Below are 25743 nucleotides of genomic sequence, written 5' to 3'. Positions count from 1 at the left end.
CGAGGAATTTATTAGGAAAAATATTTAATATTTTCCATATTGGTTTGCAGGCAAAAGTTTTACTTCAAAACTTTATATGCAATAAATAAATTCTGACTTTTAACTTCTGCCTTCCATAACAATAAAATATAAAATTTTTCACCCAAATCAGAACCGAAATTGTACTGAATTAATATAATTAATAATGAAGTTCAAGTATGGAGAGAAACCTATAACTACAAATATTTTACGGTGTTTACAATCTAGTTCTATCAGGGAAAATACTTGTTTTAAAAACAGTAGCCCGACAACTTTTACGAAGTCGGGCTACAAATAGCTTAAACTTAAGGAAAATTATGCACGAGACGGTTCAACTCTTGCATAAAACAGACCACGTACCTTTACCTCTTTAGGTTCAGCAGCACCTAAATCAGTATCAGAGGGCTGTTCGCTCTCAAAAGTTCCCGCAATTTCACCAGTAGCGCTATCTACTTTTGCAACTTGCAAAGAAACCTTACCTTTGAGAACATCAACACGCTTGACGTTAGTGCGGTTTAGTTCTCGGTCATCTGCTTGAGCGGGGAGAGCCACCGCGTTATCATACCCACTAGCGACACCACGTCCTTTTGGATCTAAGAAAGTAGCACCACGATAGGAGGGAACTTTGAACTCACCTTCAAAATCTGTGGAGGTGTTAATGCTAGATAAACCTGGTTGTGTTTGAGCTTCCAAACCTTTAATAGTGAAGAAAAAAGGTACTCGTTCACCACCAGGAAGTTGCACGGTAATGGGTTGGAAATCAAAACCTTCTTGCTCCAAAAAGGTATAGCTGCCATCGGAATTGATTTTGAGCTTACCTTGAATCTGATCTAGAGAGGAGGTGCGACGAGTTAACAATTTGCCAGCAACAAACTCTGCTTCTTGCCGTTTATTGGTTGGTTCTTCTTTCACAAAGAAATTGGTTGGTTCTAAACAAAGTTCTTTTATGGTGTAAGACTGGCTAGAGTCGATGGGGATGGAACCGCGTCTTGTTTCTGCAAGTTGCGGACATTTGTTAGCTAAACCAGTACCTCTAATTTGCTCGTAGGTTAAAGCAGTTGTAGCAGTAGCAGGACCATCACTACAAGCAGTTAATAATCCTAAACACACAGCCAAAAATGCAACAATTAAAGCGCGATACCTCATTGGTCAACCTCAATCACAAAAATTCTCAACTAATATCAACACGCCTTGACACACAGCAGTATAAGTGAGTATCGAGGAACGCAGTGCAAAAAGCTTCTCAGTAGCAATCCACAAACAAGTTTTTATGTGTTGTGTACTCGCTACTACATATAGCCTATTGCCTTATATGGTTTGCAGCCAGATCATACGATTTTTTGAGGTTCAAAATCAAAGCATTTTATGATTCGCCACACGAAAAAAGTAGAGACGCTCCACCGGAGCGTCTCCATCGTAAATACCCCAAATTAGCGTGCATATGGTATAAAATTGATAAATATTATACTTCTGTAATATGATGTAAATCAATTGCCCAGAAATTTATTTCTTGCGTACTCACGATGGAACACAAAAATATAAAGGTAAATTTGAAATGACCTTATTTACAGGTACTTTCAAGGCATGAGCAACGGCAAGATTATTCAGTCAGACAAGTTAGTCCATCAACTGCAGGCGATCGCCGATGCAGTACATGATGCAGTGCAACATTGTCAAGGGGATGCCATGACTCTTTTGGCGTTACTACGACAATTGGAGCAACTACACCGGGAGATCCGCGATGAAGCTTTTCAACAGAGTCTACCTGATAACCGTCAGGCACTCTATTCACTACTAAAAAATATTGAATCTTGTGGAGGATGGCCCTATATTGAACGAATGAGACTACAAGCCTTGTTAGCAAATATGCCCGAAGAAAATAGTGACGAAAAAAGTAATGACTTAGCTCAAGGTGATCGTACCTTAGAGTGGTAACTGCTAATGGCTAATGGCTAATGGCTAATAGCCATTATCAATTAGCAATGATCAATTATCAATTAGCCCAGCTTCAATTTAAAGCTTGCTACTTACCGCGTTACAAACAGAGCGATCGCTATTTTCTACATTACGATTGTGCTGGAGATAATCATTCACCCAAGTGCAACCACGTACAAGTAAGTCATTCAAGTCCAAATTCCACAAAATGATCGTGTTGTCATCACTGGCAGATGCTAGTGTTTGACCATCAGGACTAAAGCTGACACTTAACACTGGGGCATGATGTCCGTTGAGAGTCTTAATCAACTTACCATCTTTGCTCCAGAGTTTTACTCCACTGTCCCAACTAGCGGCAGCCAGAACTTGACCATTAGGACTAAAAGTAACAGCATTAACACTATCACTATATCCCTTTAACAAAGTTTTTAACAACGTTCCATCCCAGCGCCACAGCTTAATGGTGTTGTCCCAACTAGCAGACGCCAGCAACCCCCCAACGCTCTCCGAATTTCGCTTTGTTGGGGGGTTTGGACTGAAGCTCACACCCAATACCCAACCTTCGTGAGCAGAAAAAGTTTTTAACAAAGTACCATCCCGCCGCCAAAGTTTTACAGTTTGGTCATCACTGCCGGTGGCGAAAGCCTCACCATCTTGGCTGAAACTAACACTATTCACCCAACCTTGATGTCCGATTAAAGTTTTCACCAAGCCCCCCTCACGGTTCCAAATTTTCACAGTCTTATCTTTACCTGCTGATGCCAACAACTCGCCATCTGGGCTAAAACTAACGCTCATCACACTATCGCTGTGTCCTTGGAGAGTTTTGATCAAAATACCATCGCGACGCCAAAGTTTCACAGTTTTGTCATAGCTTGCCGAGGCAAGCATCTCACCTCTAGGATCAAAACTGACACTTTTAACTTGATCTGTGTGTCCAATCAAAGTTTTATAAAGTTGGGTTTTTACCTGTGTACCAATAACAGATCTTTGCCAAAGTTTTACTGTATGGTCGCGGCTACCAGAAGCTAGCATTGTACCATCCCGACTCCAAGCGACACTTAAAACTCTATCCTCATGACCCTTAAGAATGAGCAGTGTCGGAGCATTCATACTCCACATTTTCACACTTTTATCGTAACTTCCCGATGCCAATAGCTTGTTATCTGGGCTGAAAGCTACGCTAGCAACAGCATCATTATGACCTTTAAACGTTTTTAATAACGTTCCATTCACATTCCAGATGTGAATGATGTTGTCATCACCTGCTGAAGCCAAAAGCTTACCATCCGAACTGAAGTTGAGACTCCAAACTGTGCTGGTATGCTGCTGTAAAGTTTTATCAAGACGAAAGACAACATCACCACTACTGTTAAATTCTCGCCGCCAAAGTTTGACTAAATTATCTCGACCACCAGATGCCAAAATTTGACCGTCGGGACTAAACGCTACCCCTGTCACGCCTTTCAAATGTCCCAACAAAGTTTCTACGCTTGTACCATCTCGTCGCCAAATTTTTACTGTCTTGTCATCACTAGCCGAAGCAAGATATTGACCATCAGGACTAAAGCTCACCCAGTTAACCCAACCTTGATGTTCCCGTAGTGTATTTACCAAGCTACCATCTGGACGCCAAATTTTTACAGTCCCATCCTTGCCACCGGAAGCTAGTAATTCACCATCAGGACTGAAATTAATGCTATAAACGCTGTCTGCGTGTGCTGCTTTTTTATCAAGTAACAAATCAAATAAGCCTGTTTCTGGGTTTCTATTCCATATTTTGATAGTTTTGTCAAGACTTGCAGAGGCTAAAGTCTGACCATCCGGACGAAAACTCACGCTCGTAATCGCATCACTGTGACCTTTGAGGGTTTGAAGTAAAACACCATCAGGACGCCATAGTTTTACAGTCCGGTCTGTACTGCCCGACGCTAGTAATTTACCATCAGGGCTGAAAGCTACACCCCAGACAATATCCGTATGTCCGGACATACGGTTAACTTCTGTTACTCCGTATACAGCCTGCTGTAATGCAGTTACTACCCGCATCTGGGTGTCTGGCTGCACGGAAGTAGCCTGTTTGAGTTGGCGAAATGCTCTTAAACTTTCCAACAAAGCATCAAATTCTTTATTAGAGGCAAACAATGCTTCGCTTGCAGCAGTTATGGCACTAATGTTCAAGTTTGTTTCGCTACGTTCAGCCCTGATTGTTTGATGAATTGCTGCTGTTTTTTGTAAGTCAGCTTGCCACCATAATCCTCCAATTATTGCTACCATAATTGCCAGCACTACACCTACGACACGAGCTTCTTTAAGTCGTTGTTGTAAAACTAAGTTAAGTTTCTGTTGGGAGAATTTTTGAGCAACTTCCGCTTTTGTTTTTTCAATTCTGACTTTTTCTAATTCAGCGACTATACCTCCATTGTTTTTTTTACGAATCGGTTCAACTAAATAATCATGCACTAACTGGTAGCGATCGCCTGACTCTTCCCTGACTCGCACTACCAATCCACTACCTGTAAGAATATTGAGAATCAATTCTAATTGTTCCTGTTTTGTTGCTACTAATAAATCAGCTTTTGTCTTCAGCGGACGTGTGCCTTTTTCATTTGTTAACTCGAATAGTAACTTCCAACTTAGAGGTTCGTTTTCCTCACCACAATCTTTGATCACTTCCTTAAGCCAGCGCTGCACAAGTTTTTTTGAACCACCGCAGCGCTGATATTCCTCAAGAGTAGTAATTTTTTCTGTTTGCAATTGAGCGCCGACTATTTGTAATTCTATCGGATGTACTTCGTCAATTTCTCCTGCTAAATCTTCTACTAATTGAGTTATCAGTTCATTTTGTGCCTCATAGTGAGAGCGTTGAGTCAGAGATTTTATAATACTAATTGCCTCAGCATTTGAGAATTTTCCCAGGTAATAGCGAATATCTTTGTCTAGTATATTTTTATTGATTACACTCAAATCATATTCACTTTGATTTGTCCCTAAATGCTCCCATTCTAATAAGTAATGCAAGTAATCTTCTCGTAAAGAAAGAATTACTTTGACAAAGGGAATATTTAAGCATAAACTCAAAAATTTATATAATTCAACTCTCTGTAATTGACTATTTGTGACAAAGAAAAATTCTTCAAACTGGTCAAGAATGAGAATAACTATGTAATTCGATTCCGTAAGCAATCTGATTTTTTCAATTATGGTACTAGGAGAACATTCTTCCTCTCCTGTTGCATTAATTGTTACCGAATTTAGACTATGATATGTGCCGCTAATCCAATCTGTGTAGACAGATAAAACAACAGGCAAAGGTAGACGTTCACCAATAACTTTTTGTTTCAAAGCTGGAACTAAACCAGCTTTAAGGGTTGAACTTTTACCTACACCACTATGCCCGTGAATTACTGTAAGTTTGCAGTCAGCGCGGCTAATTCTTTCGAGTAGACGATTGACATCTTTTTGCCGAATAGAAGTTGCTATCTCTTGGGCAACTTCAATGGGAGGTAATGGAGTGTTGGGCGAATTGTGAACTGTATTAATTTTATAGCGTTGAGGTTGTAGCTGACTAGCCCCAATAAAAGCACGAAACCCATACTGATGCTCTATTTGAATTTTTTCTTGCTTGAGGTAAAAGGCTTCTTGGTAGTCATGACGTTCAATAAAGTAGAGCGATCGCAATTCCTCGATAATCTCTAAATATAAAGAAGGCTCATATTGTAGCTCACAAACTACTTTTGCCCACTCCAGGTTATTAATAGCTTCTTCTGATTCACCCAAATGCCGCTGAGTGCGTGCAAGTAGAAGCAAATACCAACTTTCCTGCTGTCTTGACACTTGTGATGAGACAACTTCTGTAATGGAAAGCGCCGTATTTGCTAATTCATAAGCTTTGAGCCACCAACACGAAGATGCAGCGCAGGTACTTAAAAAGCCATAATCTTGAGCCACCTGTATACGCATCTCATAACTTTGATGTAAAATTAATGATTTTTGTGCTAATTCTTGCAAATCTTCCCAGGCTTCTAAGCGGTAAAGCATTTCACAATTAGCCAAAATAAATTTAGCAACCAAGTCGTTTCTTTGTACTGCTTCTAATACTTCAAGACATCGCTCAAACCAAGCCAGAGCATTTTGCCAATAATTTATACGATCTACGGGGTGTAAATCTGCCAGACGGCGGTAACATAATCCAAGGTAGAAAAGTGTAATACCCAAACGCTCTTGTGAAAGTAGGGGAGTAGGGATTCCCTCACCCCTTTCCCAAAGCGCCAAACTCTGCTGAAAATGGGATTTAGCATCATCAATTTGGTTGTTGATGTAATGATGGTATCCTAGTACAAATTCGAGACTTGCTTCTAATTCTGGTTCTAATTTGAAATTGTATAGGCGCAGTAAATCATGACGAGCTGATTCGATTTCTCGACTTTGTTGAGTTTTAGGCGCAGATAATTCTTCAGCCGCTAAAAACATGAAAGCATCTGCTGCTAAAACTTGGGCAAATAAAGATTCTGTTTTTAGTCTTACTAAAGCAATTAAATCTTCTAATGCCATTTCAAATTTAATCGTGGTAGCAGCCCAACTTTTAAAATCTGGGGCTAACCGAGAAAGCGTTGTTGCCACTTCATCCTGTAGCCACAGTACTACAGGAAAGGGAAAGCGATCGGCATAAATATCTCTGGCTTGATTCAAACCAGTGATTAAGTCTTCCAGAGCTAAATTTGACTCAAAACCAAACACGATCACAGATGAAGGTAAACTATCTGTGGCGACAACAGGATGATCTAAGTACAGTTCTGTGATAATGTTTGTGTGTAGAGCAGTAGTTGATGGTGAAATAACTAGTTCTCGTAAATTTATTTCCCCAGAATAAGCACGAAGACTGGACAATATTTGCGCACTTAACTGCTCATAATTACACCGAACCAAAATTAGCGCAAATTGACCTTTGGATAGTGCGATCGCCCGCAGCAGTCTAGAGAGAGAATGTTGATTTGAAGCAGACAGTTCTGCCATGAATTGCCACTCTATCATAACTAAAAACAGGGCTATTTATTTTTAATAGTTAATCTCTCGATTCTGATTTTGAATCATGTTTTTTAGTTGAGGCTGTGATTAGTCAATAGTTGTTAATTGTTAACAGACGCTCCGGCGCTACCGTGATTCCTGTACAGACGCTCCGGCGGAGCGTCTCTACTAATGACTAATGACGACCTCAATCTACCTATTTTGTTGCCATGCCATGACTTTTTCTGTTTCTGCCAATGCGGGACTAATTCCAAACCAACGTCCCACTCTGTCGCGGTATTCAAAGATAAACATACTGCGCAGTAGTCTTTGGTATTCAGATTCACCTCTCACACTTTGTTGATTGACTACTTCATAAAGTAGTTCCCACTCTTGTTCATCAATTGCTAATAGTAAATCATCACGGTAGTCCTTAATTACGGATTCTAAACATTCTACAGCAAAAGGTGGATCTTGCCTTTGTAAGCAACTGTATAATAGTCCCAACAAATTACGGATATGACCACCACTAACTCGGCAAAGTCTGTCTAAAGTTTCACTTTGCTCGAATACTTCTGAAATTAATGAATGTCTGTTTTCTGGTGCAACTTCTGGAAAAGCTCTTGCTAATACTAGTTGGCGCAACAAAGACATTCCTGGTTCGTAGTCATTGCCATCTCTTTGTCTTACCAATACCATCGGTAAAACTTTAGGAGCAATTCCACCACCCAAGCGATTTTTTAATGTTTCGTACTCGTTAGAAAATATTAGTGCTAGGGGAATAGTGTAAACTACGTGGCATTTGAGTCGGCGTAACTGTTCGCCACGATCAATAAACAGATATTCTGGTTGCGATCTCCCAGATGCAAGAGGACGCATATCAACACGATCTAAGTTATCGATAATGACAACCAATCCTTTTTGACCCCTAAGTTTTAGCTGTTCAACTGCCTTGTCCAATACCTCTTCGTTAATAGCTTGTAAAATACTGTTAGTGCGTGGTTCTAGGTATTGTCTCAGTTGAGTACGCATTTGCGGACTATCTTTGGTTTTGGCTGTAATTTTAGCTATCCCAAGAGATAACTCTGCTTGTCCAGATAGTTCTACCGGGGTTTGCAAAAAATCGCCAATTTCTTTAAACAGATTGCTAAAGTAACCTGGTTTAAGTTTAATGCCAATTCCTTCTAAACTAACACCAACTTGACGAGCTACACTGAGCAAGATATCGCTCACATCTATATCCGCCATGTCTAAGTCTTGACTGGATTCAAAATAAACTACATGAAATCCAGCTAGTTCCAATTCTGCTTTCAGGCGCTGCAACTCTGTTGACTTACCGCAGCCAATATGACCTGTAAATAATTGACATGTTGGCTCGTCAGGAGAAATACGGATGATTGTCCGTTGTAATTCTTCGACAATTTTACAACCACGTACATCAGAAAAGTCTATGTAGTATTTTCTGTCAGATACGTCGCCCATAATCAAGGTTCTGCTTGGGTTACAGGCTTTAAAGAAGCGTGATAAATTCAATGTTGTTTTCATGTAGATGCAGATTTATTTGTATGAAAATATACAAATAATCTCTACCTAGATAGTTAGGCACAAAATAAAGTTGCTAGTTGTGAGAAGCAAATAACTGTGCTGAAGATTTAACCAACACGTTGCGTTCCAGCAAAGCTACCCTATCAGCAACTCTACGCGAGTGTAATTTAGCAGGGGGCAGCATTTTGGGAAGATAATTTTTGTGTCAGCTTTCTTACTATGTAGTGGTAAAGATTTTCTCGTTCTTGATTGAGGTTTAAGCTTAATTTTAGGAATATGCTTGGTATAGCTACCATTTAGCATATTTCTTGTCAACTCTTTTAAAGTATATATGTCAAAGTTAATTTTTTGCAATGTTTAACCAAAAATTTCCTTGACTACTTGTTTTTAATCATACATAAAGTAATAGCTGACACCTTTACGCAAAAAGGCTAAACTCGATCAGTAAATTTCACCACTAATTTTATAGTACATAAATACTAAGAGCGCAATTATTTTGTAGTTGCTGTAAATTCTTACTAAGAGTAAAAAAGTAAAGAAGCTAAGATAGCTTTTCCAGATGTACTCAAACAGTGTTGATCAAAAAACCAATTGGATAACTTAGACTGAAAGTGTGAAGGGGTTTGAATGGCTGGGATCTTGTCTGTTTCACGCACACATTTACAAGAGCGACGTAAGAGATTACGTCTGAAAAGGATCTTGAAAATAGCTCAGGCTATTTGGCGAACTATTGCCATCTTCGGTTTGTTGAGCGGGTTGCTGTGGATAGCACTCCAACCATTTTGGGTGTTAAGAACCGAACAAGACATTGAGATTAGCGGGAATCAATTACTTTCCTCCTCTACAATTCAGTCATTGCTCTTACTACAATATCCTCAATCTTTATGGCGGATTGAACCAAAACGACTTGCCAAATCTTTACAGCAACAACCAACGATTGAGCAAGCGAGGGTAACTCGTCGCTTGTTTCCTCCGGGTTTAATAGTTCAAGTCAAAGAAAGAGTGCCTGTGGCGATCGCGCAGAACCGTACAGAACGACAAGATGGTAAAATTAACAACAAAAAACTTTTGGGGTTACTCGATAAAAATGGTGTTTGGATGCCTATATCTAAGTATATATCATTAAACACTAGTGTAAAATTGCCTGATATCAAAATTATTGGCACGCCAGAACAATACCGTCCCTATTGGGTTCAACTTTATCAAGTTATCAACCAGAGTGCTGTGAAAGTGATGGAAATTGATTATCAAGATCCAACAAATTTAATTTTGAAAACAGAATTAGGCGTAGTACATCTTGGTCCAATAAGTTCTCATCTGTCTGAACAAATTAAAGTAATGGCAATGCTGCGTGATTTACCGCAACAAGTAAATCCTAGTCAAATAGAGTATATAGATTTGCGCAATCCTGCTGCTCCATTAGTACAAATGAACCAAAAAAAACCGACAGTAAAACCCCAAACTCGTGGAAACGTTTAGTATGGTTGATGTCCAAAAAATACAGACTCGCAAATCAATATATTTAGTATTTTGGATTTTCTGGCAAATCATATAAAAATTGATGATAACTTCTCATTAAAATGGAAAGAATAATCGTAAAATTTTATATCTGGGATGAAAAGTTCTTGTTTTTACCCCTGACATCCACTGGCAGATAAAGCACGCACAGGCGCGTGTCTGGACAAGACATGCAGTAGTTGTGCATTTGATGTGTGGAACGAAGTCTTGCTAGTTCAATCCTTGTCGCTCGACACAGAAAAATTTTCTACGCTAAAAGCGTGCAAAAGTCTAAAATAATTACTTGTACCAGTGTTTTTCTTGGTTAAGTTTTGTAAGATTATACAAAAAAACCACAGTATAAATGGTGGGGAAAGACGAAAAACTAACACTTCCAGATGTAAAATTAATGATAAGTATAAATAACTAGGAGAACAACTAGGTTAGTGGAAATACCAAAGCTATACTGAACAAAATCAGCTAAATAGCGGTGAAGATATTAATATCTGGTGGGAGTTATACAAATCTATTTTAAGTCAATACTGGGTATACTTCTCTAGAATTAGCTGTGTGACGAAAAGCCTTTGCGGCTAACGCCATAGCAAACTTTGCTTTCAATCCAAAAGTGGGTTGTTAGTGCTAAAACAAAAAACCATAGCCATAAATTATGATGGCAGCGCCAAATTATAGTTGACTCTTAGGTGAATAACACCTTGAAAAGTCGTTTATCTACCCTTCTGAATGCAATGACACTGGATAATAACCAAGGGCTTACATATAAAAACTCTCAATCACCAGGACAGCCAGGGATCTCGCTGGCAAATCCTTTTAATCATAGTGGGTTGAATATAGGACAAAATAATGACAGCAAGAAGGTCGAGCGCGAAGACTCCAGAATCGGCGATATTGTCCCAGGACGAGTCGCCAACATTAAAGTAATTGGCGTGGGTGGCGGTGGTAGTAATGCCGTGAACAGGATGATCGCGTCAGAAGTATCTAGTGTGGAGTTTTGGTCGATCAACACTGATGCTCAAGCGTTGACTCTAGCATCGGCTCCTAGTCGATTACAAATTGGACAGAAGTTGACACGGGGTTTAGGGGCTGGAGGTAATCCTGCTATTGGTCAAAAGGCAGCAGAGGAATCACGAGACGAAATTGCTACGGCATTAGAAGGGGCAGATCTAGTGTTTATCACCGCTGGAATGGGTGGTGGAACTGGTACTGGTGCAGCGCCAATTGTGGCTGAAGTAGCAAAAGAAATGGGCGCTTTGACGGTGGGCGTGGTGACACGTCCATTTATATTTGAAGGGCGTCGCCGTACTAGTCAAGCAGAACAAGGTATAGAGGGTTTAAAAAGTAGAGTAGATACACTAATTATTATTCCCAATAACAAGTTATTGGAAGTGATCCCAGAGCAAACGCCGATGCAAGAAGCGTTTCGCTATGCAGATGATGTGCTGCGTCAAGGGGTGCAAGGCATTTCTGATATCATCACGATCCCCGGTTTGATCAACGTTGACTTTGCCGATGTACGAGCTGTAATGGCAGATGCGGGATCGGCACTGATGGGAATCGGGATTGGCTCAGGAAAATCAAGAGCAAGAGAAGCAGCGATCGCCGCAATTTCCTCCCCATTACTTGAATCTTCCATTGAAGGAGCTAGAGGCGTAGTCTTTAACATTACTGGTGGCAGTGACCTAACATTACATGAAGTCAATGCTGCAGCAGAAACTATATATGAAGTTGTTGACCCCAACGCGAATATTATTTTTGGCGCAGTAATTGATGACAGACTTCAGGGTGAAGTGAGACTTACAGTGATTGCTACTGGTTTTACAGGTGAAGTACAAGCTGCACCACAACAAACTGTTGCGGGAGCAAGGGTAGTAGGTGCCCCACCAGTCAGACGACCAATGGGACAACCACCTACAGTGAATCCGCCAACTCCAGAGCGGGAACCCAAGGAAAAACCAGGATTGGATATTCCTGATTTTTTACAAAAGCGTCGTCCACGTAATTAAATCGAAAAGAAAAAACCGGGGCATCTCCAATCAATCTTTATTTTGCTTGTACCCATTCAATCACTTGTTGACCAAGACGGGCGTTGTTGAGTCGGTCGATTTCACGTACTCCTGTGGGACTGGTAACGTTGACTTCGGTAAGGTAGCCACCGATCACATCAATGCCCACAAAAATTAAGCCGTCTTGGCGTAGGGTGGGGGCGAGCACAGAGCAAATTTCTCGCTCTTGTGGAGTAATCTCACTTTGGGCAACTGTGCCGCCTGTCGCCATGTTATTACGAAATTCCCCTTGAGCAGAAAGGCGATTCACTGCACCAATTGGTTCTCCATTCAGCAAGATGATTCGCTTGTCTCCCTCTTTGGCTTCACTTAAGTACGTTTGTACCATAACGGGGACTCGACCACGTTCGGTACTCAGCTCAATGATCGAGTTGAAGTTGCGATCACTGGGTTGTAAAATCAAAATCCCTTCTCCGGCTTTATTTCCCAATGGTTTGAGTATTGCCGAACCCTTCGCTTCGACAAATTGCCGAATTAACTGTTTATCAGTTGTGACAATAGTTTCTGGGATCGCTTTGGTAAACTGGAGAGCATACATTTTTTCATTTGCCGCTCGAATACCATTGGGACTGTTAATTACCAGAGTTTTTTTCTGGTCAATGTAGTCGAGAATATAAGTGGCATACAGGTAAGAGACTGTCACTGGTGGATCTGTCCGCATGAATACGGCATCCATTGTTTCCAGACTATCGAATTTGCGTTCACTCAACTTGTACCAAGGATTTGCCGCCTGATAACGTCCCTCCACTAACTGTACTGGTACAAGTTCCACCCGTTCTAAAATTGCCCACGCTTTACTCTCTACTACCGCCAGTAGGTTTACTTGAGTTATCCAAACTTCATGTCCCAGTATTTGTGCTGCTTCCATCAGAGCAACACTGGTATCATGACAAGGGTCAAGCTGATGGATGGGATCAATGATAAAAGCCAGTTTCACGCTACTCTGCCTCAATTGCCAGGAGATTCCAAGGTTATTCAATTAAGATTACTCCGTCAGGAGCTACGAGATACAATTTTGATCAATTATTTCTTCAGTAGCTCATCCAATTTACCTTGAGCATCTAAAGCGTGAATATCATCACAGCCACCAACGTGATGGTTGTTGATAAATATTTGTGGTAAAGAACGACGCCCATTTGCTCTTTGCGCCATTTTACTCCTTGCTGCTTCATCACCATCAATACTGTATTCTGTGAATTCAACTCCCTTTTGTGTTAGTAAGTGTTTCGCACGAATGCAAAACGGGCAAGTTCTCCATGTGTAGATCTCTACTGTTGCAGCCATAATGTCCTCAACTAGCTGTTAATTCTTAATTTTAGAATGTTGCTGCTGGCTATGGGTACAATATTGCCGTTTATGCTTCTGGTCACAATCGTAACTAGCAAGAAAAAAAGTAACAATTATTACTTTTGCTTCAATACAATAAGTGCTTTATATACACTAAATAAGTGTATATAAAGCATTCGGTTGTGCGCCTACTTTTTTACAAATAGGCTATTCATCCGAATGCTAGCAATTTGCACTAGTTGCGTTATGTATCGATAATACGCGAGTAAAAATCATAGCTACCTCAGAGATAGCACTGATAATTTTCTCAAAAATACCCAAAAATTTATCAGTATTTACCGCTGGGTTACAGTGTAACTACCTGCTGACTCTTCTTTGTTAGTCCCAAGACACCCACGGCAAATAAACCAAGGGCTGCTATTGTACCAGGCTCAGGTACCTTTTTTGGTTCAGGAGGAGCAGGCGGAGCTTGATAAAGTCCTTTACCTGTTCCACTAGCACCATTAAATCCGTTGCCGTTAATACTCTGATAACGTACACCTAAGTTGCTTAAAGTAAAGCTGTTAACACTCCCATTAAAAGCGAGGATAGGTGAGAAAACACCAAAATTACCAGTAGTAACACCACCATTTGAGCCTCCCTGACAATTGTTACCATCAGTAAAGCATACGTCAACATTGCCGAATTGATTAGGGAATGAGCCGCTTCTATCGTTACCAAAAATTCCGGATACTCGTGTGTTCCCAGAACTAGAACCACCAGTACTTCCAACTCCTAACAACGGTTTGTCAACGTTAAAACCCAAGGCAGAAGTTCTAGAGGTGATGCCACCACTTGATGTGTTAAATAAGGTAATATCAAATTTTGCTTCTGTCTTACCACTAAGTTGTGTAAATCCGAGAAATTTAAAAGTTGCTTTGGACGAGAGTCCATTAACATTTTTCGTGTCGCTATTTCCGTCAAAAATAATGTCAAAAGACTGATTAATATCGTTAGCGCCAATTGTGACACTATCGCCGCTGGCGGAAAAAGTAAAAGCTGAAGCTGCAGGAGTTACACCTAAAAAACAAGTACCAACTGTGGTTAAGGCAAATAGGCTAAAGATTATTTTTTTGACAGACATTGACTAACTCGCTCTATTTTTCAATGTTATGTCTCAAAAATAAACTCTGAAAAAACCTCTCGTCTACTAATTTTCAATATATCCATTGCTGCTTAATTTACGGCTTTAAAATCTTAGCTTATCCGTAGATATATTGATTTACTCCGTGTTTATGCCATGTGATTATTATGCATTTATAAACATTAAATAAAAAAGAGAAGGCGCGAACCTTCCCCAACATAACTCTTTAAAATATTAACGTCTTGATTTTAAGTAATTACCGAGATGATACAGCATATTCAATCAACTGACCAAGACGCTGACGTAAAGTTTCTAATCCCAGTCGCTTGCTAGCAGAAATAAATACTGCTAAGGGAAACTCTTCCCTTGCTAAAGCTAGAGTTTCGCTATCAACTTGGTCGATTTTGTTAAAAGCAACCAACGCCGGACCTGGAGTCACTGGCATTTGCGCTAAGATTTCCCTAACTGCGCGAATATGACTCAACCAAGCCGGATGAGATAAATCCACCAAGTGCAGTAGGGCATCAGCTTCTGTAACTTCCTCCAAGGTGGCGCGGAAGGCATCCATTAATGATGCTGGTAGTTCGTGAATAAATCCTACTGTATCTGTTACTAGAATTTCCTGGGGTTGCTCGGTGAGCGCATGAGGAACTACGAGGCGGCGTGTGGTAGGATCGAGGGTGGCAAATAACTGGTCTGCTGTATACACTTCGGCATTAGTTAGGGTATTCAGCAGCGTAGACTTGCCAGCATTTGTGTAACCTACCAAAGCGATCGAGGGAACTTCGCGATGTTGTCGTCGCTGTCGTAATCGTTCGCGGTGTGCTTGTAAGTGATCTACTTCTTGTTGTAGTCGAGAAATGCGTCGCCCAATCGCACGGCGTTCCGTTTCTAGTTTAGTTTCACCAGGTCCTCTTGTACCAATACCACCCCCCAGCCTGGACATTGCTTGACCTCTACCAGTCAGTCGCGGCATCATATATTCTAACTGTGCCAGTTCGACTTGCAATTTACCAGCGCGGGATTGGGCGCGTTGGGCAAAGATATCGAGAATTACTTCAGTGCGATCAACTACCCGAATACCAATTTGGGTTTCCAGGTTACGGATTTGGGCAGGTGAAAGATCGCGATCAAAGACGACAAGATTTGCTCCCAGGGTTTGGGCGGTGAGAGCAATTTCTTGCACTTTACCTTCGCCGACTACCGTTTGGGGGTGAATGCGCGATCGCTTTTGTCGCATCGTCTGCAATACTTGTCCCCCGGCGGTATCTACTAACCGCCCAATTTCTGCCAAGATGTCTTGGAATTGTTGGGGAGTAACTTCATCAGTCATCACACCAACTATCAGGACTCGATCATGATCGGTATCTACTTCCTGGGCAATGAATTCCCGTCGGAATTCTGCTTCCAGTTCTTCTACCAATTCCACCAAGTCTTGTTGTGTCAGCGTATCTACACTCATCGGTTGTGATACACTGTAATACACTCCTGACTCCTGACTTCTGACTTCTGTGGAGACGTCCCGACGGGGCGTCTCTACTAGTTGCCTCGTATTTGATACTAGGTGAGCGAGATATGCTTCTTTGACATAACCGGTAGCACCTCCGCCTCTTCGTTGGAAGCCAGAGCCAGTAATATTTAGCACAACCAGGGCATCTAGGCGTTGTAGTGCCATAGCCGTCAGTGCCGCTTCATTTGGCGGTTCTGGCTTTAGCTGAGTGGCGATACAACGAATACCGCTAAGTCGTTCAGCACCGTAACGGGGCAATTCCAATGGTGGAATTTGCGTTTGACGCGGAGTGCCTACCCCGACGCGAATTACTTGTCCGCGCCGATTGAGGTAGGCACACACGGGCTGATTTAGTTCTGTGCTAATTGCTGCCAGTCGCTGGGAAAACTCGGACGTTGTGATGCGATCGCCCGGTATGCGCTGGTGGTACAGCCGCTGTAGTTGCTTCAGCTGGCTGGATTTTAAACCTTGGAGATTACCAAAGATAGTCTCGATAGGCGTGTGTAACCAGTGAACTGGTCCTCCGAATCCATCTCTTCCTATGTTACATCACCATTTTTGTGTCCCAACTCTGTCTTCTCATAGATGTTACGTTACTTAACTTATGTCTACTAGTACTTTTCGGCAGATATATCTACTGTGGGTAAGTCTACGGGTTGTTCAATTCTCAAAACAACTCGGTGTTCTCCTGGTACAACATCTAAAGGTAGCTGCGCTGTCAACTTGCCATCAGGCGTGATTACCGCTTGTACTTCTATGATTCTTGTTGTTATATATCTGTCACCATCTTCACTTTTTGTTTTCACTACTACAGGCTGCTGATTGGAACTGAGATTTGCTAGGTAATGTTTACCCCTTACACCCTTACTAAAATCATATTCATCTAGCATTTCCTCGTCATCTGGCATTTCAGAATCCTGTTTATAACTAATTTCCTTGTTCATAAATTTTCCTTTCACGCCTTGTTGCTATTCTAGCGCTGATAATCCGAATGTTATTCCCTCTGTAAGTGTATGCTACAACTAGCAGCATTTGCTGTTGAGAATAGCCAATTATCAAAAAACGGTCTTCCTCTTGCGAATGTAACGTGTCATCGAGAGTAATAGACAATGGATCGTCAAAAACTGTTGTCGCATCTGTAAATGAAACACCATGTTTTCTAATATTTACTTTTGCCTTTTCATTATCCCAGTCAAAATCAATTGTCATTGTCTATTTTTTTTGACATCTGAGTTACCTTTTCAAAATATTTATAAAATCAACAGTAATTATAACAATAACTATTCAACAACTTGCAAAGCAACCAACGTCATGTCATCAGCGTTTTGCCTATTACTACCGACAAACTCCTGTACTAGGTCAAACAGGTAATCAAGGATTTCCTCCGGTTCATTATAATATCTACAAGCATAATCAAATGCCAATAGCAGGTTTTCTTCATCATAGCGATCGCCACTTGCTGCCGCCGCATCAGTAAAACCATCAGTGTAATAAACAATGATGTCCCCTGGTTCTAACTGTGCTTGGGCATCTTCATATTCGCTGTTGGCATCCAAACCAATCAGCATTCCCAATGTGTCCAAACGTGTCACGGTTTTGGTTGCTGCGTGCCACCAAAAAGGTGGATTGTGTGCAGCATTACTGTACGATAAAATTCTCGTTTCCGGATCGTATTCTGAGTAAAACATGGTGACAAAGCGGTGGGAATTTTCCAACTCCGCATACATCACACGGTTTAAGTTTTGTAAAATTTTTCCTGGGGAGTGCCCGTGTAGTACTTCTCCACGCAGCATACCCCGCATCATCGTCATAATCAATCCGGCGGGGACTCCTTTACCCATAACATCGCCAATTACCAAACCCCAGCGACCTTCTTCGGAGTTATCTTGAATATTTTGTAGAATATTCTGGTTATGACTGGTGGGAATAAAGTCGTAGTAGTCACCGCCAACACGATTTGCCGGTCGGCAACGTGCGGCTAAGGCTACACCAGGAATAAAAGGACATTGCCGGGGCAGAAGTCGCCGTTGGATTTCTGCGCCAATTTCTAATTCTTGATCTAAACGTTCTTTTTTACGTAATTCTACAGCAAGTTCATCATTTTCAATTGCTACTGCTGTTTGATCTGCCACTAGACGAACTAACTTTTGTCGAGTTTCTGTCCATGTATATTCTGGCGAGCGGCTCAAAACACACAGCCACCCCCTTTCGGTATGCTTGACGAGAATTGCCGTACCAAAGACTTGCATATCTGGTCCCAAATAGCGATGCATCTGGTCATTTAAAACATTTGTGGGGGTTGCTATTTGGTTATTGTTGGGCGCAAATGTGATTTGATTACTAACTGTTTCTAGTGCTTTACGTATATTCTTACGCTGGCGGCTGTCTTGCCAGTGTAGCTGTTCTAACCTGATTTGTCCGTTGGGTTTGTAGAGAAATAAAGCGCTTCCATCTGCATCTGTTACTCTTGTCGCCATCAGCGGAATCAGTTCCAAAAACTGGTTCAAATTGTTGAAGCTCCTCAAGGCAAATCCTAGAGAACTCAACAAATCTTGAATTTTGTTTTGTTCTCGAGAAAGCCGTGCCACAAGTTCTTTTAGCGCCACAACTGAAGTGACATCTGTCATGACGCTAGTATTACTTTCTGTGAAGTGCTGAGAATTAAATCCACCTGATTTTTGTGTTAAAGTCTGACCTAATTTTTGCTGTGCAACACCGTAACTATGTACTGAACGTTGGGTGTAAGGCTTAATTTCCAAGACTTTATCGTAGCTAGCGATCGCCTCCTCATAGCAACCTAATGCCTTCAGTGCTTTGCCTCGGTAATACCAAGCTTCGGCATAGTCAGGTTGAAACTCAATGGCTTTATCGTAACTTGGGATAGCTTCTTCGTAGAAGTCCAAGCCATACAGCGCGTTGCCACGAGCATACCAAGCTTTATAGTAATCAGGTTTAATTAATAGCACTTTGTCTAAGCTGGCGATCGCTTCCTCATAAGATCCCAAATTCTTCAGTACAATCCCACGACCATACCAAGCTTTGTAATCATTGGGGTTAATCTCTAGCAGTTTGTCGTAGTCTTCAGAGGTATAAATCCGCTGATTGTGAGTATCAAATAGATCTGCCTCATCCGGATTATCCCATAATGAGGTTATTGCCTGCTCAACAATTGCTGACATTTCACCTGAGTCAAAATCAGAGACAAACTTGAGTTGATCGTACAGTTCTGGCGACAGATGAAATCTGAGCCTATCCTTTTCCAAGTCAGGCTTTACTGTTTTCCTATTAATTATTTTATCTGCTTTACTCATCTTCCACCTCTAGATGAGCTAGGTAAAGAGCCACAGCTTGTGCAGCGGCAGCGGGTACTTCCTTCGAGTCAGCCTTAGCCCTTAATTTTAACTGCTGATATAGTTTTGTTTGTATATCTATTGTAACAGAAACTTGCTTTTCACCAAATTCAAATACTCCAGCACGCCAGTCATAAAAATCTGGGGCACGGTGGATAAAATATTTAAGACCAAACAGACGTACAATAAAAACAAAGCAGATATTAAAATTGTCTCTAAACCTTTCTCTTTGTAAATTTAAATGACTCAGTATTGGCGGTACAGTATCTAATTTGTAATAATCACCCTGACCGCCATATCCAGGCTTAATGTATTCTTTAAAAGAATTTTCAATACCGTTTATAAAAAGAATATTAATTTGGTTTCTGTTTGTTAGACTATCAATAATTTGGTACAAATTGTCAATAGGGTTATCTAACGGCAATACTTCAATCGTTTTCTCAGGAATATCCTCTCGGACTTTACTAATTAATCGCTTACCTTCATGAGGTGAACATCTTATGAATACCAAGCCAAAACCCTTTCTCCAAGAGAGAGAACGCACTAAAGCCTGATACTCTTCTTCTGGATCTGCTGGTAAATCTTTGTCCCAATCGGTCAGGTCTTCCTTCATGTTCCCTCGATCTGTATTAGAGCTTCCTGAAATTGCTCAATGCCTTTAATCAAAGGGTGAACATCATACCAACGCTTAATTTCTCCTTCTACATCAAGGTAGCGATATTCTAAAAGACAGCGATTTAGCAATAGTTCTCGATGCCGATCGTCATTGGGTATCCGCTTAAAACGTGAAACTTTAGCTAAGGTTATCCATTGCTCTTCTTCAACTGTATTGCGATATGTATCGCGTGCTTCTGTAATAGCTCTTTGCACTGCCCTGGCTGGAATTGGTAGCTTTGCAGTCCGTTCAATTGCCGTCTGCATCAAAAACATTAAATTCCGTACATGTCCGCCACTCATTAAACACAGTCGCTCTAAAGTTTCAGCGCTATCAAATACTTTGGTTTCTAAAAACTTAGATACATTGAAATCAACCGTAGCCACCCGTTTAGCAATCACTTCCTTCATTTTGGTTACACCAGGTGCATAGATACCATTTTCTGGATTACGCACCATAATCATTGGCAATACCTGTGGCTTGCCATAGCTATCTTCTAGTAAAGTACAGCGGCGAGAATACACCATTGAAATCGGCACCGTGTAAATTACATGGCACTTTAATGCTTTTAGTTGTTCACTGCGATCTAGAAAAATTTCGTCGTGATTGTTACGTCCGTTTTCCTGAATAATTGGCACAATCCGATCCAGGTTATCGGCTACTATAACTAATTGAGAAAAGCCAGAAGGTAGTTTTTTTTGAGCTTGTTCAATGAACTGATTCAGAGCATCAACCAAAGAAACGGTATGAGCGTCAACTTGTTTGCGAATTTCTTGTCGCAGGTTGGGAACTGCTCTTAAATTCGCTGTCAGTTTGGCAAATTGAGATATCTGACCCTCTACTTCCAACCCTTCAAAGGAAAGCTCCGTCAGTGCTAAATCTTTCAGTGATTGCCACCGTGATTTTAGCCAATTTAGCAACGGACTAGGATTGGCATAATCTTTCAGCGATTCCAGCACATGACGAGTGCAAGCCAAGAGAATGTCGGAATATTCTGTATCTTCTGGCTCAATATCTGCTTTATCTGCCGCCAAGTAGACAACAAAATACCCTTGGCGGCGCAAATGATCCTGTAGCCGCAGTAGTTCAGTGGATTTGCCTACGCCTCTGTGTCCAGTGTAAAGTCGGCAAGTGGGTTGGGGTGATAGGATGATTTTTTGCCCCAAATCTTCTAAAACATCCCAATCCCCTCGCACCTCTTGGCAATCCACATAGGCAGGATCTCCCGCAGGTAGGGGTTGAAGTGGCTCAAAGGCGTTGTATAGGTTTGCTATTAAACTCACAAGTGGATTTTCTCCAGATGATGCATCTTTTTTAAATGATGCCATTCCTTACGCTTAGTGTCCGGATTTATTACTCATTCCCCAACCAGAGACTGAGAACGCATTTCTAGAGTATACCTGGTATAACTAGTGGTTAGGGAGGCGGAGCCTCCAGAAAGGCATTCCCAGGCTGAGCCTGGGAACGAGGGATGCACAAGGGGTATGGTTGCCTGCGGTGTACGGCGGGCAAGCAATTCTGTTTCTGATGTCTACTATACGTGTTTGTTTGCAAGTGGGATGCTCGCGTTCAATTTTTCAACAATGTACTTGCCAACGATCGCTTCGGAACATTTCTTCTTCCACCAATTCAAAGATTCCTGGTGCATTGTTTGCATAAGTTGCTGATTTGAGAGCAGTTTTCTTAATATCCCTTCCAAATCCCGCCAATCTTTGATTTGAATTACAGGTGCTCCATCTAAATACCACCGTGAAGGCAAAGCTTCTGTTACTACAATGCAACCATATTTCATTGCCTCAAATAAACGAGTTGTCTCAAAAGATGTGCCTCTTGGAACCAAACATATTTTTGTGTCCATCATTATTTCGCAATAGCTGCGCTCATCTTCACTAGTTCTGCTATGGAAGCTATCTGTGATTGATAATTCAACTTTAAAATGGGGGTTTTTTTCCTTAAATTTATTTACACTTGATATCATTAGTTTTCGGGCAAGGGCTTTTGGCGTTCCTAACCAGTACTTCAAAGACCATTTTGGATATGGTACGTGTATTACACTCCCAGAAAAATACGTGTCATAGAGACGATCTTGAATATCCTTGATTGGTAGATCCTTTGAGTTGTTATACTCTAAAGGAATGTCGTAAATGGGAGTGTTTTGCTCTTTGAGCGATCACCAGTTGAAGTGTAAGTAATATTTCTCCAACCCAGCCAGGTGAACACCAAGGAATTGGTTTTTGATCTCGTCTGATGTAGAGATAGTACTGATTGGCAAGAGCTTTAATTACTGTCATATGGTTTTTGGTTTACTTGTAAGGATTTAGCTCAATAGGGTTGTTGAGTTAAAATTTTTATATTTATTTTTATTTCGACATAATTTAAACGATTATTTTAGAAACTTTATCAAGAAAATGTAAATAAAAATGTTTTGCGTGTAAAAACTTTATGAATATGTAGGTAACAAAATTTTGACCAAACACAAAAACGCGCTATGCATAAATGGGCGTTGCTGAATCAAGATAGGAATTATAGAAAATCACTTCGGTTGTAGAGACGTTGCATCATCGTTAATATTCAGCAACGCTCAAAAATGTCGAACAATAGCAAAGTCAAGTAAATGCATAGAGAAGAGCGATGTTTTATAAACCCCACATGCAGATCGTCCTCCGGTCAATCTCCTACTTCCGCAAGGAGTATCGGCAGATAGCCATGCTCTTGTTTCTGATTGGGGCAACGGTGGTTTTAGGTCTTGTCAACGCATGGCCTATGGCGATTCTAGTTGATACGGTTCTCGCACAAACCCCGCAGCCCAATTGGATTCATAGGCTGTTTCTTGCCCCGTTTGGCTCTGGCAGGCTGAACCGAATTTTCGGGATGGCGCTTGTCGCGATGATCGTCAAGATCCTGGGCGAAACCGTCATGATGCTGCGTAAAATGTTGAACTACCGCATCCAGTACAATGGAACCATGCGGGTTCGGACCCAACTCTACGACAAACTGCAGGCGCTCAGTCTCGGCTGGCACGGCGATCGCTCCCAGGGCGACGCGATTTACCGATTGAGCTATGATAGCCTTGGACCTTGGGGAGTAATCGATACGCTTATCGGTTCCGCCGCCGCATGTGTCACCCTGACGGCGATGATCGTAATCATGCTGTCGCGCCACGTCCTTCTCACTTTGTTCGCACTTTCTTTCACGCCGCTTCTGATACTCGCAAATTGGTATTTCGAGGGCAAGATTAAGCGGCGAGCTTTAGAGTCGAAGCGTACCGACGCGCTAATGACTTCTACCATGCAGCAAGCTATAGAGTTGATTGGGCTAATCCAATCTTTCGGTCGAGAAGCAACTGAGTCGCGGCGCTTCGGTCTGATGGTCGAGCGGAGCGTTGCTGCTTCCATGCGGCTCCATTGGCTCGAAACCCTTTATCCGCTAGCCGTTCAGGTAATCTTCGCTCTGGGGAGCGGGGTAATCTTTGGCTACGGCGGATACCTGGTTTATCGAGACCAGTTCTTGCGTCCAGTGCCGAACGGCGTGACTACCGGTGATCTAATCGTATTCATGGCGTACCTGGGGCAGCTCTGGGACCCGTTAGGTTGGGTGTTGGGGTTCACTACCAAGATCCAGACATTCGTCGCCTCATGCGATCGCGTCTTTGCGGTAATCGACGAGCCGCCCGCGATCGCAGACGAGCCTGACGCGCAACCGCTGCCCTTAAGAAAGCGCACACTAGCCCTTGACGACGTAAGCTTCGAGTACAGTCCGGGGCGTCCCGTCTTACGGAATATCAGTGCTAGAATCGAGTTTGGTCAGATGGTGGCGTTTTTGGGTCCTAGCGGTACGGGAAAAAGTACGCTGCTCAATCTCTTGCCGCGCTTCTACGACCCGACTAAGGGGAGCGTTCGACTTGACGGCATCGACCTGCGCACTCTTAAGCTCTATGACGTCCGCAAACACATGGCGATCGTCACCCAAGGCAGCCCGCTCTTCCCCGGAACCATCGCCGAGAATATCGCCTACGGTCGTGGGGATGCTTTGTTCCATGAGATTCGGTCGGCTGCGGTCGAATCCGGGGCTGTCGAGTTCATCGAAACCTTGCCACAACAATATGATACCATAATCGGTGAGGGCGGGCAGAACCTCTCGGGCGGTCAGCGGCAGCGCCTAGCCATTGCCCGTGCGCTCCTCACCAAGGCTCCTATACTCATCCTCGACGAGCCTACGAATGCCCTAGACTTGAAACATGAGCAGTGGGTCATAGAAACCCTCCACCGTCTACGTCGCTCTCGAACCATCATCTTGGTCACGCATCGACTCGAAACCGCTTTTGACTGCGACCGCATTTTTGTGATGCACTCTGGCGAGATCGTCGAGGAGGGCACCCATGCCGAACTCCTTGCCCGACGGGGCATCTATGAACGTATGTTGGGCAACCGTTTTTGATAATTTAATGGGCTACTATGGGCGAAGCGCCAATGATTGCACGGCGGTTTGCAATTCCACCGACAACCAATTATCAAACTGCGGATACACTGGCAAGCGTGGTATTAGTTCCCAACCTGCTGGCTGTAATATTTCTTTCAATACCTGCACCTGAAGATGCGGATAATCGGGATTGACTTCATCTTTTGGTCCGATTCCGCCTAAATCCCGTGCGCCAGCTTCTAAACAAGCTAGTAACCATTGACTATCTTTCACTAAATTAGGTGGGATTTGGATGGTGATGTCTGAAGGTAGTATTTGCCTTGCTTGGAAAATTACTTCTGGTAGTTTATGAGGGTTGAAGGGGGGCGCGTCAAAGGTTTGTTGACTTCCGGGGCTGTGGGGTTGGAGAATGACTTCTTGAATATGATGGTAGCGCTGATGCAGTTGAGCGATCGCTTCTAATGTTTCCCACCAATCATCTTCTGTTTCCCCGATTCCCAGCAATAACCCAGTGGTAAATGGGATTTTTAATTCTCCTGCCCATTGTAATTGTTGCGATCGCACCAGAGGTAACTTACTAGGTGCATGGCGATGCACAGTCTTTAACAACGCTGGTGTCAACTGCTCCAACATTAGCCCCAGAGAAACATTAACATTCTTCAGCCGTTGCATCTCCTCTAAACTTAATGGTCCGACGTTGGTGTGCGGTAAAAACCCCATTGAAAGTGCTAACTCGCACAAATCGTAAATCCGCTCAAACCACGCCTGACGCCTTGGTGAATTGGGATGCACCTCCCCACTGAGAATTAATATTTCACAAACATTTTGGTTTTGCAGTGCTTTGAATATGCTTTGTGCTGCCGTTAGTGTAAGCCAAGGACTTTTACCTGGATCTGTGCGAAAGTTGCAGTAGGTACAGCGATTAAAGCACTCATAAGTGGGAACTACCGTGTAAGCTGGGCTATAAGTTACAAAGCGATTATTCATATAGATTGATTATTTGGGTGTCAGCTAAAACCAAAGCTATATTTTTATTAAAATCCTTTACAAACAGACACACGTAATTTAAGATATGATATGTAAGGGTAGAAAAACCTACCTGAGCATTTAATACACAAGGTATTAAGCAATCATAAGAACATGACCACAACTTTACAAGGCGCACGTAGCGCAAACGTATGGGAGCGGTTCTGCAACTGGATCACCAGCACCGAAAACCGCCTTTACATCGGTTGGTTTGGCGTATTGATGATCCCCACCCTCCTAGCAGCAACAATCTGCTTCATCATCGCTTTCATCGCTGCTCCTCCAGTAGA

The 25743-nt window shown here is 42.1% G+C and carries 19 protein-coding genes and 2 pseudogenes; 5 read left to right on the top strand and 16 right to left on the bottom strand.

The features are described 5' to 3' along the window. Positions 1 to 333: 333 nt before the first annotated feature. Positions 334 to 1164 carry a photosystem II manganese-stabilizing polypeptide gene (gene psbO / locus ICL16_RS43490; protein WP_190838777.1) on the bottom strand — a complete coding sequence of 277 codons (831 nt, stop codon included), beginning with the start codon at positions 1162 to 1164 and terminating at the stop codon, positions 334 to 336. Between the two features lie 438 nt (positions 1165 to 1602). Between psbO and ICL16_RS43485 the strand changes: the two genes are divergently transcribed. After that, on the top strand, positions 1603 to 1953 hold the full coding sequence (locus ICL16_RS43485; protein ID WP_190838775.1) for a hypothetical protein: 351 nt from the start codon (positions 1603 to 1605) through the stop codon (positions 1951 to 1953). A 78-nt stretch (positions 1954 to 2031) separates the two neighbouring features. On the opposite strand, the gene ICL16_RS43480 is transcribed toward ICL16_RS43485, so the two are convergent. Next, positions 2032 to 6987 carry a WD40 domain-containing protein gene (locus tag ICL16_RS43480; protein ID WP_190838773.1) on the bottom strand — a complete coding sequence of 1652 codons (4956 nt, stop codon included), beginning with the start codon at positions 6985 to 6987 and terminating at the stop codon, positions 2032 to 2034. A 186-nt stretch (positions 6988 to 7173) separates the two neighbouring features. Next, positions 7174 to 8505 carry an ATP-binding protein gene (locus tag ICL16_RS43475; protein WP_190838771.1) on the bottom strand — a complete coding sequence of 444 codons (1332 nt, stop codon included), beginning with the start codon at positions 8503 to 8505 and terminating at the stop codon, positions 7174 to 7176. Between the two features lie 627 nt (positions 8506 to 9132). On the opposite strand from ICL16_RS43475, the gene ICL16_RS43470 reads away from it, so the two are divergent. Both ICL16_RS43470 and ftsZ read left to right on the top strand, forming a co-directional pair. Continuing rightward, a complete protein-coding gene (locus tag ICL16_RS43470) occupies positions 9133 to 9984 on the top strand; it encodes a cell division protein FtsQ/DivIB (protein ID WP_190838768.1) in 852 nt (283 codons plus the stop codon). A gap of 764 nt (positions 9985 to 10748) precedes the next feature. Then, positions 10749 to 12023, top strand: a complete 1275-nt coding sequence (gene ftsZ, locus ICL16_RS43465) for a cell division protein FtsZ (RefSeq protein WP_190838766.1) — start codon at positions 10749 to 10751, stop codon at positions 12021 to 12023. A 37-nt stretch (positions 12024 to 12060) separates the two neighbouring features. On the opposite strand, the gene gshB is transcribed toward ftsZ, so the two are convergent. The 12 genes and pseudogenes from gshB to ICL16_RS46570 form a co-directional block, all read right to left on the bottom strand. Continuing rightward, positions 12061 to 13020 (bottom strand): glutathione synthase, encoded by a 960-nt coding sequence (gene gshB, locus ICL16_RS43460; protein ID WP_190838764.1) that lies wholly within the window; start codon positions 13018 to 13020, stop codon positions 12061 to 12063. An 86-nt stretch (positions 13021 to 13106) separates the two neighbouring features. Next, on the bottom strand, positions 13107 to 13367 hold the full coding sequence (gene grxC / locus ICL16_RS43455) for a glutaredoxin 3 (protein ID WP_190838762.1): 261 nt from the start codon (positions 13365 to 13367) through the stop codon (positions 13107 to 13109). Between the two features lie 349 nt (positions 13368 to 13716). After that, the gene (locus ICL16_RS43450) at positions 13717 to 14493 is read right to left on the bottom strand and encodes a cistern family PEP-CTERM protein (protein WP_190838760.1); all 777 of its coding nucleotides are present in this window, start codon (positions 14491 to 14493) and stop codon (positions 13717 to 13719) included. Positions 14494 to 14749: 256 nt separating this feature from the next. Further along, on the bottom strand, positions 14750 to 16498 hold the full coding sequence (gene hflX / locus ICL16_RS43445) for a GTPase HflX (protein WP_190839226.1): 1749 nt from the start codon (positions 16496 to 16498) through the stop codon (positions 14750 to 14752). Between the two features lie 116 nt (positions 16499 to 16614). After that, positions 16615 to 16947, bottom strand: a complete 333-nt coding sequence (locus ICL16_RS43440) for a hypothetical protein (protein ID WP_190838758.1) — start codon at positions 16945 to 16947, stop codon at positions 16615 to 16617. Continuing rightward, complete coding sequence (locus ICL16_RS43435; RefSeq protein WP_190838756.1) at positions 16931 to 17212, bottom strand: BrnT family toxin; 282 nt, start codon at positions 17210 to 17212, stop codon at positions 16931 to 16933. Before ICL16_RS43435 ends, ICL16_RS43440 begins: the two co-directional genes overlap by 17 nt. A 71-nt stretch (positions 17213 to 17283) precedes the next feature. Continuing rightward, positions 17284 to 18630, bottom strand: a complete 1347-nt coding sequence (locus ICL16_RS43430; protein WP_190839222.1) for a PP2C family protein-serine/threonine phosphatase — start codon at positions 18628 to 18630, stop codon at positions 17284 to 17286. 126 nt (positions 18631 to 18756) lie between these two features. After that, positions 18757 to 19182 (bottom strand): annotated as a pseudogene (locus ICL16_RS43425) (tetratricopeptide repeat protein); the annotation flags it as partial. Between the two features lie 124 nt (positions 19183 to 19306). Then, a complete protein-coding gene (locus ICL16_RS43420) occupies positions 19307 to 19966 on the bottom strand; it encodes a hypothetical protein (RefSeq protein WP_190838754.1) in 660 nt (219 codons plus the stop codon). Next, a complete protein-coding gene (locus tag ICL16_RS43415; protein ID WP_190838752.1) occupies positions 19963 to 21336 on the bottom strand; it encodes an ATP-binding protein in 1374 nt (457 codons plus the stop codon). The genes ICL16_RS43420 and ICL16_RS43415 overlap by 4 nt, the downstream gene beginning before the upstream one ends. A gap of 206 nt (positions 21337 to 21542) precedes the next feature. Next, the gene (locus ICL16_RS46575) at positions 21543 to 21986 is read right to left on the bottom strand and encodes a glycosyltransferase family 47 protein (protein ID WP_420485342.1); all 444 of its coding nucleotides are present in this window, start codon (positions 21984 to 21986) and stop codon (positions 21543 to 21545) included. Between the two features lie 142 nt (positions 21987 to 22128). Continuing rightward, positions 22129 to 22299 carry a hypothetical protein gene (locus ICL16_RS46570; RefSeq protein WP_238361211.1) on the bottom strand — a complete coding sequence of 57 codons (171 nt, stop codon included), beginning with the start codon at positions 22297 to 22299 and terminating at the stop codon, positions 22129 to 22131. Between the two features lie 340 nt (positions 22300 to 22639). On the opposite strand from ICL16_RS46570, the gene ICL16_RS43405 reads away from it, so the two are divergent. Then, a complete protein-coding gene (locus ICL16_RS43405; RefSeq protein ID WP_190838750.1) occupies positions 22640 to 24445 on the top strand; it encodes an ABC transporter ATP-binding protein in 1806 nt (601 codons plus the stop codon). Between the two features lie 15 nt (positions 24446 to 24460). Here ICL16_RS43405 and cofG read toward each other — a convergent pair whose 3' ends face one another. After that, a complete protein-coding gene (gene cofG / locus ICL16_RS43400; RefSeq protein ID WP_190838748.1) occupies positions 24461 to 25414 on the bottom strand; it encodes a 7,8-didemethyl-8-hydroxy-5-deazariboflavin synthase subunit CofG in 954 nt (317 codons plus the stop codon). Between the two features lie 153 nt (positions 25415 to 25567). On the opposite strand from cofG, the pseudogene ICL16_RS43395 reads away from it, so the two are divergent. Then, positions 25568 to 25743: pseudogene (locus tag ICL16_RS43395) on the top strand (photosystem II q(b) protein); the annotation flags it as partial.

The sequence above is a fragment of the Iningainema tapete BLCC-T55 genome, assembly GCF_014698965.1.
GTDB classification, from domain to species: Bacteria; Cyanobacteriota; Cyanobacteriia; order Cyanobacteriales; family Nostocaceae; genus Iningainema; species Iningainema tapete.
This window is presented reverse-complemented; position numbering and strand designations above follow the sequence as displayed.

Bases quoted from the DNA above. Each gene is read 5' to 3' on its own strand.
- ICL16_RS46575 (WP_420485342.1), bottom strand. From the start codon at position 21,986: ATGATATCAAGTGTAAATAAATTTAAGGAAAAAAACCCCCATTTTAAA.
- ICL16_RS43430 (WP_190839222.1), bottom strand. From the start codon at position 18,630: ATGACAGATGTCACTTCAGTTGTGGCGCTAAAAGAACTTGTGGCACGG.
- ICL16_RS43420 (WP_190838754.1), bottom strand. From the start codon at position 19,966: ATGAAGGAAGACCTGACCGATTGGGACAAAGATTTACCAGCAGATCCA.
- ICL16_RS43475 (WP_190838771.1), bottom strand. From the start codon at position 8,505: ATGAAAACAACATTGAATTTATCACGCTTCTTTAAAGCCTGTAACCCA.
- ftsZ (WP_190838766.1), top strand. From the start codon at position 10,749: ATGACACTGGATAATAACCAAGGGCTTACATATAAAAACTCTCAATCA.
- ICL16_RS43485 (WP_190838775.1), top strand. From the start codon at position 1,603: ATGAGCAACGGCAAGATTATTCAGTCAGACAAGTTAGTCCATCAACTG.
- grxC (WP_190838762.1), bottom strand. From the start codon at position 13,367: ATGGCTGCAACAGTAGAGATCTACACATGGAGAACTTGCCCGTTTTGC.
- ICL16_RS43405 (WP_190838750.1), top strand. From the start codon at position 22,640: ATGTTTTATAAACCCCACATGCAGATCGTCCTCCGGTCAATCTCCTAC.
- ICL16_RS43470 (WP_190838768.1), top strand. From the start codon at position 9,133: ATGGCTGGGATCTTGTCTGTTTCACGCACACATTTACAAGAGCGACGT.
- ICL16_RS43415 (WP_190838752.1), bottom strand. From the start codon at position 21,336: ATGGCATCATTTAAAAAAGATGCATCATCTGGAGAAAATCCACTTGTG.
- ICL16_RS43450 (WP_190838760.1), bottom strand. From the start codon at position 14,493: ATGTCTGTCAAAAAAATAATCTTTAGCCTATTTGCCTTAACCACAGTT.
- ICL16_RS43435 (WP_190838756.1), bottom strand. From the start codon at position 17,212: ATGACAATTGATTTTGACTGGGATAATGAAAAGGCAAAAGTAAATATT.
- ICL16_RS46570 (WP_238361211.1), bottom strand. From the start codon at position 22,299: ATGACAGTAATTAAAGCTCTTGCCAATCAGTACTATCTCTACATCAGA.
- ICL16_RS43480 (WP_190838773.1), bottom strand. From the start codon at position 6,987: ATGATAGAGTGGCAATTCATGGCAGAACTGTCTGCTTCAAATCAACAT.
- cofG (WP_190838748.1), bottom strand. From the start codon at position 25,414: ATGAATAATCGCTTTGTAACTTATAGCCCAGCTTACACGGTAGTTCCC.
- ICL16_RS43440 (WP_190838758.1), bottom strand. From the start codon at position 16,947: ATGAACAAGGAAATTAGTTATAAACAGGATTCTGAAATGCCAGATGAC.
- psbO (WP_190838777.1), bottom strand. From the start codon at position 1,164: ATGAGGTATCGCGCTTTAATTGTTGCATTTTTGGCTGTGTGTTTAGGA.